At 46.0% G+C, this 12,150-nt stretch carries 11 protein-coding genes; all 11 read right to left on the bottom strand.

Features of this window, described 5'->3' with window-relative positions:
• Positions 1-10: 10 nt before the first annotated feature.
• The 11 genes from IEW05_RS00560 to IEW05_RS00510 all read right to left on the bottom strand — a co-directional run bounded on the left by IEW05_RS00560 (position 11) and on the right by IEW05_RS00510 (position 12,141).
• On the bottom strand, positions 11-946 hold the full coding sequence (locus IEW05_RS00560; RefSeq protein WP_188534799.1) for a VOC family protein: 936 nt from the start codon (positions 944-946) through the stop codon (positions 11-13).
• Positions 947-1,142: 196 nt separating this feature from the next.
• Entirely contained in the window at positions 1,143-1,364 is a 222-nt protein-coding gene (locus IEW05_RS00555; RefSeq protein WP_188534797.1) for a transposase, read from the bottom strand.
• 330 nt (positions 1,365-1,694) lie between these two features.
• On the bottom strand, positions 1,695-2,966 hold the full coding sequence (gene purD, locus IEW05_RS00550; RefSeq protein WP_188534795.1) for a phosphoribosylamine--glycine ligase: 1,272 nt from the start codon (positions 2,964-2,966) through the stop codon (positions 1,695-1,697).
• 130 nt (positions 2,967-3,096) lie between these two features.
• Complete coding sequence (purH, locus tag IEW05_RS00545) at positions 3,097-4,644, bottom strand: bifunctional phosphoribosylaminoimidazolecarboxamide formyltransferase/IMP cyclohydrolase (RefSeq protein ID WP_188534793.1); 1,548 nt, start codon at positions 4,642-4,644, stop codon at positions 3,097-3,099.
• Between the two features lie 190 nt (positions 4,645-4,834).
• Entirely contained in the window at positions 4,835-5,452 is a 618-nt protein-coding gene (gene purN / locus IEW05_RS00540) for a phosphoribosylglycinamide formyltransferase (protein ID WP_188534791.1), read from the bottom strand.
• Positions 5,452-6,495: a phosphoribosylformylglycinamidine cyclo-ligase gene (gene purM / locus IEW05_RS00535; protein ID WP_188534789.1), complete on the bottom strand. Its 1,044-nt coding sequence runs from the start codon at positions 6,493-6,495 to the stop codon at positions 5,452-5,454. The genes purN and purM overlap by 1 nt, the downstream gene beginning before the upstream one ends.
• A 62-nt stretch (positions 6,496-6,557) precedes the next feature.
• Positions 6,558-8,033 carry an amidophosphoribosyltransferase gene (gene purF, locus IEW05_RS00530; RefSeq protein ID WP_188534787.1) on the bottom strand — a complete coding sequence of 492 codons (1,476 nt, stop codon included), beginning with the start codon at positions 8,031-8,033 and terminating at the stop codon, positions 6,558-6,560.
• Complete coding sequence (gene purL, locus IEW05_RS00525; RefSeq protein WP_188534785.1) at positions 8,018-10,261, bottom strand: phosphoribosylformylglycinamidine synthase subunit PurL; 2,244 nt, start codon at positions 10,259-10,261, stop codon at positions 8,018-8,020. The genes purF and purL overlap by 16 nt, the downstream gene beginning before the upstream one ends.
• Positions 10,239-10,928 (bottom strand): phosphoribosylformylglycinamidine synthase subunit PurQ, encoded by a 690-nt coding sequence (gene purQ, locus IEW05_RS00520; protein ID WP_188534783.1) that lies wholly within the window; start codon positions 10,926-10,928, stop codon positions 10,239-10,241. The genes purL and purQ overlap by 23 nt, the downstream gene beginning before the upstream one ends.
• A 3-nt stretch (positions 10,929-10,931) precedes the next feature.
• Positions 10,932-11,177, bottom strand: coding sequence for a phosphoribosylformylglycinamidine synthase subunit PurS (gene purS / locus IEW05_RS00515; RefSeq protein ID WP_188534780.1), 246 nt, complete (start codon positions 11,175-11,177; stop codon positions 10,932-10,934).
• A 64-nt stretch (positions 11,178-11,241) separates the two neighbouring features.
• A complete protein-coding gene (locus IEW05_RS00510; RefSeq protein ID WP_188534778.1) occupies positions 11,242-12,141 on the bottom strand; it encodes a phosphoribosylaminoimidazolesuccinocarboxamide synthase in 900 nt (299 codons plus the stop codon).
• Between the last annotated feature and the right edge of the window lie 9 nt (positions 12,142-12,150).

The raw sequence follows: 12,150 nt of genomic DNA, 5'->3' as shown, positions 1-12,150 counted from the left end.
ATGTACTGTCCTAATCCAGTGCCCTCACTACAAAAGGCTTCAACCGTTTCTCAATGGTAGCACGCTGCGATTCTAGAAATTCCGGCAGATCAAGTCTTCCACCCAAATCTTCTATTCTCTGGTCGCACTCAAAACCCGGAAGGTCTGTTGCTATCTGAAAAAGAATACCCCCAGGCTCACGGAAATACACAGCCTTGAAATATTGACGGTCTACAATTCTACCAGATTGCATATTGCTTCTCTCGATACGTGAACTCCATTCTTCCAATTCACCTTGATCGCTTGCACGCCATGCCATATGATGTACTGTTCCCGCACCACCCTCGCCAACCGGGATGTTCTCCACATTCAAATCAATCACATTACCAAGCTCACCGCCGGAACGAAAGCGAACCAATCCTTCCTCTTCAGCTACCCTGCTAAGTCCAAGTAAATCTACAAGCACCCGCTCCGTACTTTTACTATTAGCACTAAAAAGAAGTGCCCCTGCAAACCCCTTAATGGCGAACTCAACGGGAACTGAACTAAATGACCACCAGCTATTAGGTCCTTGCTCCCGCTCTACTAATTCAATAATTAGTCCAGAATTGTCGGTAAACGTAATATACTTCTCATCAAAACGAGTCGTTTCCATCACTTCGATTTGGAAATATGTAAGTCTTTTTCGCCAAAATAGCAGGCTACCCTTAGGGACAGCATATACCGTAATACCAACCTGTCCACCACCAAGCATCCCTTGCCTAGCATCTTCCTGTGGGAAAAAGCTGATAATCGTGCCTGGACTTCCCGACTCGTTACCGAAATACAAATGATGTACGTCCGGAGCATCGAAATTAACACTCTGCTTAACGAGCCTTAGTCCGAGAACACCCGCATAAAAATCGACAGTCGACTGTAAGTCGTTGACAAATGCGGTAATATGGTGAATCCCCGCTGATACTGGCACGTCTTTTCCCCCTGAAAATTGATATTCGTAATTATAAACACTACTTAATCTAAACCAAAAATAACACTGTACTCCCTATTATAATGGATATTAACGTATAAATTAAGCGAATAAAGTTATATTCCATGTGAAAACAATTCAGGGCGTCCCCCCATCAAAGTTATACAACCTTGACGTGGCAGACGCCCTGAATATTCTAGTCTTCCTTGGAAACAAGCCGTTTGTCGGTGTTGCCTTGATGATGATTATCGTACACCAGCTCCGTCAGTTCCCATTCCGTTGTTCCGAGCATCATATCAGCAGGGAACTCCTCTCCCCTGTGTAAATGTTCCTCGTGACCTGCTTCATCGGTATATATACCCTCGACATCCACTATTTCACGGGAGATTGGAGACATTTCCTTATCTTTTTTACTCATCACATAATACCTCCCAAATTCAGAAAATGGTGAGAACACTCCCTTAACATACGTCAAAAGAACCTCTGTTATCCTTGGGAAGACAATTCGTTCTACTTCCAGTTTCTTCACTGAGTGTAACGTCGTATAACTAGCTCAATGTTAAGGATCACATAATGGGAAATCCTCCTGTTAATTGCACCTTGTATAGCACCAAGGGAAACTTAACTGGAAATTCTCCCTATAATTCTATCCTCTAGAGGCAATAGTGATGAAATTCGATAAATTAACTGGAGATTTTCCTGTTAGATGAAGGACGTGGTACCATCAAGTCATCTTGACAAACGATGGTTAGATTAACGCTTTAGCGGCAATATCTCTACGATTGTGCTTGCCATCGAATGTGATGCCCTCTGCTATTGCATAAGCATTAGCACGCGCAGCACCAATATCTTGTCCTAATCCCACAATACCAAGGACACGACCACCATTCGTGATCCATTCACCATCGACATTTTTAGCTGTACCGGCGTGGAAGACTAGTGCATCTTTTGCCTTGGCCTCATTCAGTCCTGAAATCGGCAATCCTTTTGGATAGGATGCAGGATATCCACCCGAAGCGAGCACCACGCATACAGCGGCTTCGTCACTCCACTCAATTTCAACCTGATCCAACGTACCGTTAACAGCAGCCAAGAAAATCTCCAGCAAGTCACTCTTTAAACGTGGTAGAACCACTTGAGTCTCAGGGTCACCAAAACGGGCATTAAATTCAATCGTCTTCGGCTTCCCATCCGGAGAAATCATCAGTCCTGCAAACAGAATACCGCGGAAATGACGCCCTTCTGCGACCATAGCTTTGGCTGTTGGCTTGATAATCGTCTCAATGGCTTCTTCTATAATGCTATCCGCAATGTGAGGAAGCGGAGAATAAGTCCCCATGCCACCCGTATTCGGACCTTGATCATTGTCATACACTTGTTTGTGATCCTGAGCAGCTGCCATGGGTCGAACCGTCTCTCCATCCACAAATGCGAGAATGGACATTTCTTGACCAGCTAGGAATTCCTCAATAACCACTTGAGTGCCTGATTCACCAAACACCTTATTGATCATGATATCTTTCAGGGCAGTTTCAGCTTGATCCGAGCTAAATGCTACCGTAACACCCTTACCAGCAGCCAATCCATCTGCTTTAATAACAATCGGCAGAGATTGACTTTGTAAATATTTCAGCGCCGCTTCATAATTATCAAACTTCTCGTAAGCTGCTGTCGGAATATCATATTTCTTCAGTAAATCCTTCATAAATGTCTTGCTACCTTCGATATACGCCGCATTCTTACGCGGTCCAAAAACCGGAATATTCTTCGCTTCAAAAGCATCTACGATGCCATCTACCAATGGATCGTCAGGACCAACAACAACAAGTCCCACTTGCTTCTCCTGCGCAAAAGCTGTCAAACGGTCGAATTCATTCACCTGAATTGGAACAATCTCTGCAATCTGACCAATTCCGGCATTACCTGGCGCACAATATATGACTCCAGCTTGTGGGCTCTTGGCTAATGCCCAGCAAATCGCATGCTCGCGGCCTCCGCCACCGATTACTAAAATATCCATAGTCTCCCCCTTGGCTTCCCAGCAAGAAACGGCAGGACCTTCGCAAGATTGATGAATGAGACACAATCGAAGCCGTGTCCCTTTCACCTTACTTATTAACGGTCCTGCCGCCCTATTAGCCGGTTTTAACTTAGTGTTTGAAATGTCTTATGCCTGTAAATACCATCGCAATGCCATACTTATTCGCCATTTGAATCGATTCTTCATCTCTAATCGATCCCCCTGGTTGGATAATGGCTGTTACGCCAGCTTTTGCTGCTACTTCTACTGTATCTCCCATCGGGAAGTACGCATCCGAGGCGAGTGCACTTCCTTGTACCTTGTCGCCAGCTTGTTCGATCGCAATTTTAGCCGATCCAACTCGGTTCATTTGACCCGCGCCTACACCGATTGTCATATCATCTTTAGCCAATACAATCGCATTAGACTTCACATGCTTAACAACTTTCCAACCAAAGAGTAATTGCTTCAGTTCTTCCTCTGTTGGTTTGCGGTCAGTCACAACCTTCAGATCGGATTCTGTAACCGAATGCGTATCACTCTCTTGAATGACCATACCACCGTCGATCGAAGTAACAACATATTGACTCTTGCGATCGCCACCAAGCTCCAAACCGCCAAGTTTGAGCAAACGGATATTTTTCTTTTTCGTTAGGATATCCAGTGCTTCCTGTGTAAAGCCTGGCGCAAGAATGATCTCAAGGAAAATATCCTTCAGCTGATTCGCTGTATCTTCGTCAATGATGCGGTTAGCCGCAATGATGCCACCGAAAATGGAGACGGGATCAGCTTGGTATGCTTTTTCATAGGCTTCATAAATGCTCTTGCCTACACCCACACCGCAAGGATTCATATGTTTCACTGCTACTACGGCCGGCTCTTCAAATTCCTTAACAATTTGCAGCGCCGCATTAGCATCATTAATGTTGTTATAGGACAACTCTTTACCGTGCAATTGTTCTGCTGTTGTTATGGTATCTGCACCCGCAAGCGGTTTGCGATAGAAGGCCGCCTTTTGATGTGGATTCTCACCATAACGAAGATCTTGTAGTTTCTCGTAAGTAACGGTGAAGCGCTCAGGAAGTGGGTCGCCGTTCACATTGCTTAAATAATCAGAGATCAAAGCATCGTAAGCCGCCGTATGGCGGAAAACTTTGGCCGCAAGCCGTTTACGCGTCTCAAGGGTCGTATCACCCGCACCGCGGATTTCTTCGATAACGGTGCTATAATCGTCAGAATCTACAACGACACTGACAAAGGCATGATTCTTCGCAGCGGAACGTAGCATCGTTGGTCCACCGATATCAATGTTCTCGATAGCATCCTCATAAGCTACATCAGGCTTCGCAATCGTCTCTTGGAATGGATACAGATTAACAACGACGAGATCGATATAATCAAGACCAAGCTCCTTCATTTGCGCCTGGTGCTCCGCACTGTCACGTACCGCTAACAATCCACTATGCACAGCCGGATGAAGCGTCTTAACACGACCATCCAGGATTTCTGGAAATCCTGTTACGTCCGAAATACCGATTACCGGTACCCCTTCCTTCGCCAAGAGATTTTTCGTTCCTCCTGTCGAAATGATTTCTACACCCAATTGCGACAGCTCACGGCAAAAATCCACGATACCTGTTTTATCTGATACACTTACTAGCGCTCTTTTGATACTCACGAATTGGTTCCTCCTTTATTTATGGCAAATGGTCATTACAATACATAGCGACAAGTTACATCAATCCCCCGATATTTCTCGGGAAATATCGAAAGCACGTCCTGTATTTTCCGAATAATACTACTTTCGCAATCATCACTCGACACTGTATACGTAAGCAAATTAGCAAAGAGTACAACAGCCGTACACTCTAGTCGTGCTTTACTGTAATTCTTCGACCTTCTACATGAACACAGCCATTGGCGAACCATGACACAACCCTAGGGTATAACTCTTGCTCTGCTCTATGAATTTTGTCTTCAAGAGAGTGAATATTGTCATCATCGTCGATGTGAACAACTTGCTGAGCGATTACAGCACCGCTATCCATCCCACCATCGACCAAATGAACCGTTACTCCCGTTACTTTGACGCCATAATTTAAAGCCTGACCTATTGCGTTGATCCCTGGAAAAGACGGCAACAATGAAGGGTGAATGTTGATCATTCGACCTGCATACAGATCTACTAGCACGGGTGTAAGCAGCAGCATATACCCAGCAAGTACAATCAGATCAATTCCTCTTTCGGCAAGTTCCGCCGCAATCTCCCTTTCGTAGTCTCCCCTAGAAGCGTAGGCTTTCGGTTCAAACAGAAAGCAATCAATCCCCGCTTTACGTGCACGTTCCACCACAGGGGCCTGCGGTTTGTTGCAGACAAGCAGGGCGATTTCCGCCCCTAACCTGCCGTTATGAGCAGAATCCACAAGACTCTGAAAATTACTTCCCTGGCCGGAAGCAAAAACAGCAATCCGGTATGGAGACGTCATTACACTTCAACCCCCGTAAAGGTTACTTCACGAACCCCTTCGGTAACCCGGCCAATAACATAAGGGTTTTCACCGGCAGCTTGCAGTGCATTTAACGCAGATTCGGCTTCAGCTTCAGCAACAACAATGACCATTCCAATCCCCATATTAAATGTGGTGAACATATCACGATTGCTAACGTTACCCTTCTCCTGCAATAGCGAGAATATCGGTAGAATTGGCCATGAGCCATATTCAATCTCCACATTTACGCCTTCCGGCAGAGCACGCGGAATATTTTCGATAAAACCACCACCAGTAATATGCGCCATACCTTTTACTTTTACCTTCTCTAGTAGGGCCAATACTGGCTTCACATACAATTTAGTTGGTGTTAACAGTACTTCACCCAGTACCTCGCCACCCAACTCAGGCAACTTATCATGCAAATCATAACCAGCCTGCTCTAATAGAGTCTTACGTACAAGCGAGAAGCCGTTACTATGAACGCCGCTTGCAGCAAGTCCGATTACCGTATCTCCAGCAGCGATGGTGCTACCATTCACGATTTTACTCTTATCTACGACACCTACGGTAAATCCTGCGATATCGTATTCACCCTCGGCATACATTCCCGGCATTTCAGCCGTCTCTCCGCCGATCAGAGCACAACCCGACTCGGAACAACCATCCGCAATACCGGATACGATCGCTTCAATCTTGGCAGGTACCACTTTGTCGCAAGCTAGATAATCGAGGAAAAAGAGTGGCTCGGCTCCCTGTACAACAATGTCATTCACGCACATGGCCACAGCATCGATACCGATGGTATCATGTTTATCCATTGCGAATGCAATTTTAAGCTTCGTACCTACACCATCGGTTCCCGATACAAGCACAGGCTCCTCATATTTATCCTTATTCAATCCGAACAAAGCGCCGAAGCCGCCTAAATCGGTCATCACTTCTGGACGTAACGTCCGCTTCACGTGACTTTTCATCCGTTCTACCGCTTCATTACCCGCCGCAATATCCACCCCGGCATTTTTATATGCTTCAGACACGTAAGGACACTCTCCTTAAGGTTAATTTCTTCATCCCATGAACTAATGAACTACCAAGCTGACTAACAGTTACAGCCGAATTTCTCTTCTCCATCAAAATCAGTCCGTGTAGGATAGTCATTATCGAAACAAGCCATACACAGTCCACCCTTATACTCACTTCTACTATCGCCGCCAACGGCTTGAATCAAGCCTTCAGGACTTAAGAATTGCAAGGAGTCTGCATTGATCTCTAGGCATATTTCTTCAATCGTCTTATAAGAAGCGATCAACTCTCCCCTGTCAGGTGTATCAATCCCGTAGAAGCAAGGGTTCTTAAATGGTGGTGAAGTGATCCGCACGTGTACTTCTGTCGCACCAACCTCACGCAATAAATTGACGATACGGCGAGAAGTCGTCCCCCGGACGATGGAATCGTCGATCATGACAACACGCTTTCCTTCGACCACACGGCGAACCGCGCTTAGCTTCATTTTCACACCTTGCTCGCGCAACTCTTGACTCGGTTGAATGAAAGTACGGCCCGTGTATTTATTCTTTATTAGACCCAGCTCATAAGGAATGCCTGTCTGCTCAGCGTAACCAATTGCCGCAGAAATACTGGAATCCGGCACCCCGGTTACTACATCAGCATCCACAAACGATTCTTGAGCCATAATCTTCCCCATCCGTTTGCGGGAGGAATGAAGATTAGAACCATTCAAGTCACTATCCGGACGAGAGAAGTAAATATACTCCATTGCACATAATGCCTTGCGCTGAGGTTCAGCAAAACGTTCTTCACGTAAGCCATTTTGATCCAATACTAGCATTTCACCTGGCTGAATATCACGGATCATCTCCGCACCAACAACCTCAAATGCGCATGTCTCTGAGGAGAACAAATATGCATCCCCGAGACGTCCCATTGTTAATGGACGCAGACCATGGGGATCACTAGCAACGATCAATTTATCATTCGTGAGCAACAGGAAAGCAAAACCGCCAACAAGTTGACCCAAAGCATCCTTGGCTGCTTCGACGAAATCTTTAGATGAGCGGGCGATTAGATGCGCTATGACTTCCGTATCGCTTGTCGTCTGGAAGATCGAGCCACTCATTTCCAGTTCTTGTCTTATCTTTGGTGCGTTCACGATATTCCCATTTGTCGCCACCGCGAGATCACCGTCACGGTACTTGAAGATAAGCGGTTGAGCATTCGCCAATCGACTATCACCGCTCGTCGAATAACGGACATGTCCAATGGAACGATCACCTCTCAAAGAGAGTAATTTGTCCCGGTCAAATACTTCTTTTACAAGCCCCATTCCACGATGGTAATTAAATTCTTTACCATCGGATACACAGATGCCTGCACTTTCTTCCCCCCGGTGCTGTAATGCATGCAGCCCGTAGTAGGATAAGGAAGCCGCTTCGGAGTGACCAAACACTCCGAATACCCCACACTCTTCCTTCAATTTATCAAATATACTGTCTTTTCCCGTGCCTTCGTTGTAATAATCTCCTGTCCACATTGGCATGATTATTTCATCAGACATGGAATGACATCCTCCCAGACCTGCTTCAATCCTTCAACCGGTCTGCTCAGAACAGAATTACCTCCCAAGGTAATCTCAAGGTTCTGACCTTCAACTTTACCGATATTCTTCACAGGTACGCCACGCGATGCGATGAACTGTTCCAATTCAGCCGCCTTGTCAGGTGAAGCCGACAACAAGATACGAGATTGCGTTTCGCTAAACAACGCAATATCCGAACGAAGATTAGATTCAAAAACAACCGTTGCTCCGAGTCCACCACTAATACACGACTCTGCAAGTGCTACGGCAAGACCACCCTCGGACAAGTCATGAGCCGAGCGAACCAGGCCTTGCTGAATAGAAGCGAGTACGGTATCCAGCAATTTTTTCTCTGTGCTTAAGTCAAGCTGTGGCGGACGTCCTTCCGTTACACCGTGTACAACCGCTTGGAATTCACTGCCCCCAAGTTCAGCAAGCGTATCACCAAGCAATAAGATAGCATCCCCTTCGGACTTGAAGCCTTGTGTCGTAATATGATCCGTATCGTGAATCAACCCCACCATACCAACGACTGGTGTCGGATAGATTGCACCTTTTGTATTTTCATTATAAAGACTGACATTACCACCAATGACAGGTGTATCTAGCTCACGGCAAGCTTCTGCCATGCCGTCCACCGATTTTTCCATTTGCCAGAAAATATCCGGTTTCTCCGGGTTACCAAAATTCAAGTTATCTGTAATCGCAAGTGGCTCAGCGCCAGAGCACACGATATTACGTGCTGCTTCACTAACTGCGATCCGTCCACCAACTTCAGGATCAAGATATACAAACCGTCCGTTACAGTCGGTTGTCATCGCAAGCGCCTTACGTGTTCCTCGAATCGTTACGACAGCCGCGTCAGAACCTGGGCGAACCGCTGTACTAGTTCGAACCATATAATCGTATTGGTTATATACCCACGCTTTACTTGAGACCGTTGGAGAAGATAACACTTTATCCAGCGCCTCATTCAAATCTGTAACTTCTTCATAACGAAGCGTATCCACGTTAGCGTTCTCTTCGTAATAAGCTGGTACAGCCGAAGGCTTGTCATAAATCGGACATTCGTCAACGAGCGCTGTTACCGGCATATCACCAACCAATTCACCATGGTGGAATAGCTTCAACATGCCATCGTCAGTAACCTTACCCACTTTGGCGCAAATAACGCCCCAACGTTCGAAGATCTCCCTTGCTTGCGCCTCATCCTTAGGTTCTACAACGAACAACATCCGCTCTTGTGATTCGGAGAGCATCATTTCGTAAGCCGTCATTCCGTCTTCACGTTGTGGTACTTGATCCAAATACAACTCCAGACCATTTCCTGCCTTACTCGCCATCTCCGCACTGGAACAAGTAAGACCCGCAGCACCCATATCCTGAATACCTAGCACGATCCCGGAGTCAATCAATTCTAGACATGATTCCATAACCAGTTTCTCCATAAATGGATCGCCTACTTGTACAGCTGTGCGTCTAGCTTCCGATTCTTCAGTCAGTTCTTCCGAAGCAAAGGTTGCTCCGTGAATACCATCCCGACCCGTTGGAGGTCCAACATAAAATACCGGGTTACCTACACCTTTAGCGACACCACGTTGAATTTTGTCATGATCAATCAGGCCTACGCACATCGCATTAACCAATGGATTACCATCATAAGCATCATCAAATACAACTTCGCCGCCTACCGTCGGAATACCGATACAGTTACCATATCCAGCGATCCCTGATACAACGTGCTCGAACAAGTATTTGACGCGCTGGCTCTCCAGCTTACCGAAACGCAAAGAATTAAGTACAGCGACTGGTCTTGCTCCCATGGAGAAAATATCGCGGATAATCCCGCCAACACCCGTTGCCGCACCTTGATAAGGCTCTACTGCGGAAGGATGGTTATGGCTCTCGATTTTGAATACAACCGCTTGGTTATCACCAATATCAACAATACCCGCACCTTCACCAGGTCCCATTAGGACTCTTGGACCAGTGACCGGAAAACGCTTGAGTAGTGGTTTGGAGTTCTTATATGCACAGTGCTCAGACCACATAACGCTGAACACACCAATTTCTGTGTAATTTGGTTTCCGACCGAGAAAGCCGCAGATCAGCTCATACTCATGATCCGAAACACCCATCTGCTTATATATTTGCTGCTCTGCAATTTGCTCTGCAGTTGGTTCCTTAGCGGACACTTGCTGACTCATGCCGATCCCTCCAAGCCTTTAATATCGAAGTAAACATCAATTTGCCATCTTCAGACCCAAGTAGACTGTCAACCGCACGCTCAGGATGTGGCATCATGCCAACCACATTACCACGTTCATTGGAAATTCCAGCGATATCATCTAATGAACCATTTGGATTACCTACATATCTGAAAATAATTTGATTATTTTCTTTCAGTTTTGCATGCGTAGCTTCATCACAATAATAGTTGCCTTCACCATGGGCAATCGGAATCTTGATCTCTTGTCCAGGAAGATATCCTGTTGTGAACGGGTTCTGATTGTTCTCAACCCGTAGCACCGTATCGTGACAACGGAACTTCAGCGACATATTGCGACGCAAGGTTCCTGGCAGTAGACCTGCTTCAGTAAGAATTTGGAATCCGTTGCAGATACCTAGGATATATTTACCTTCTTCGGCTGCTTTCGCTACCTCCGCCATGACTGGAGCAAAACGTGAAATGGCACCACACCGGAGATAATCACCATAAGAGAAGCCACCAGGTACGAGAATACAATCGTAAGCCGAGAGATCAGTTGCTGTATGCCAGACGTAATCGACAGGCTCACCAATCGTATCTTCCACCGCTTTATAGCAGTCGATATCACAGTTAGAACCAGGAAATACGAGTACTGCGAATTTCATGAATCAACCCTCCAATTCAAAGCGGTAATCTTCCACGACCGTGTTGGCTAGAAGCTTCTCGCACATGTCTTTGACACGAGCTTCCGCTTCGTTCCGGTCACTTGTATCCAGTTGCAATTCCATATATTTACCGATCCGAACACTTTGGACCTCTTCAAACCCCATAGAATGTAGAGCGCCTTGAACGGCTACCCCTTGTGGATCAAGTACACTTTGTTTGATGGTGACATAGACTGTCGCTTTAATCATATTCCTCATGTGCCTCCTAATATTGGATAGAATCTAGTAAACCAAAGTTCGTGCTAAAGAATAATTATGATAGCTCTTGCTCTGTAAGACGTTTATAAATATCCCGGTAACGCCGGGTAGTCTCTGCTACTACTTGCTCAGGAAGGGGATCAGGCTTGCTGTTCTTGTCCCAATCCGAACCTAGTAAATATGTGCGGACGGGTTCTTTATCCATGCTATCAATTTCGATATCGAGCGCATAATTTTCCCTAGCCCAGAAGCGTGAAGCATCTGGCGTAAATATCTCATCAATCAGGATCAGCTTGCCATCTACTAGACCAAATTCCAACTTACAATCGGCAAGGATGATACCCTGTTCCTCGCAGTAATCACGAGCAAAGCTATACATCTCCAGGCTACGGCTACGCAGTTGCTCTGCGATATCGGCACCAACGAGATCGCTCATCTTCTCGAAAGATATGTCCTCATCATGGCCTACATCGTTCTTAGCCGCAGGTGTAAAGATTGGCTCACGCAGTTTGTCGTTCTTACGTAATCCTTTTGGCAGCTTAATGCCATTAATTTCACCATTCTTCTCATACTGACGCCAGCCGCCGCCTGTTACATAACCCCGCACCACACATTCAATGTCAATGCGCTCAGCTTTGCGAGAGACCATAATTCGATTCTTAAGGATCGCCTTATGTTCTTCATTAATGACCGAACCGAGCTGTTCAATATCCGTATGAATCACGTGGTTGTCAATTAAGTCCTGCGTCTTCTCGAACCAGAAGCTACTCAAACGATTTAGGACATTGCCCTTATCAGGCACTGCTGGATCCAGCACATAGTCAAATGCCGAGATACGATCCGTTACAACGATCAAATAATGTTCTCCCAGGTCATACAATTCTCGAACCTTGCCTTTGTACAGCAATGGGGCGCTTATCATGTCCTCTGCCGTAGAAATTGCTTGTGATGACATATTTGCTGT

The sequence above is a fragment of the Paenibacillus segetis genome (assembly GCF_014639155.1).
Lineage (GTDB): Bacteria > Bacillota > Bacilli > Paenibacillales > Paenibacillaceae > Fontibacillus > Fontibacillus segetis.
This window is presented reverse-complemented; position numbering and strand designations above follow the sequence as displayed.

Bases quoted from the DNA above. Each gene is read 5' to 3' on its own strand.
- IEW05_RS00555 (WP_188534797.1), bottom strand. From the start codon at position 1,364: ATGAGTAAAAAAGATAAGGAAATGTCTCCAATCTCCCGTGAAATAGTG.
- purD (WP_188534795.1), bottom strand. From the start codon at position 2,966: ATGGATATTTTAGTAATCGGTGGCGGAGGCCGCGAGCATGCGATTTGC.
- purN (WP_188534791.1), bottom strand. From the start codon at position 5,452: ATGACGTCTCCATACCGGATTGCTGTTTTTGCTTCCGGCCAGGGAAGT.
- purF (WP_188534787.1), bottom strand. From the start codon at position 8,033: ATGTCTGATGAAATAATCATGCCAATGTGGACAGGAGATTATTACAAC.
- purL (WP_188534785.1), bottom strand. From the start codon at position 10,261: ATGAGTCAGCAAGTGTCCGCTAAGGAACCAACTGCAGAGCAAATTGCA.
- purQ (WP_188534783.1), bottom strand. From the start codon at position 10,928: ATGAAATTCGCAGTACTCGTATTTCCTGGTTCTAACTGTGATATCGAC.
- purS (WP_188534780.1), bottom strand. From the start codon at position 11,177: ATGATTAAAGCGACAGTCTATGTCACCATCAAACAAAGTGTACTTGAT.
- IEW05_RS00510 (WP_188534778.1), bottom strand. From the start codon at position 12,141: ATGTCATCACAAGCAATTTCTACGGCAGAGGACATGATAAGCGCCCCA.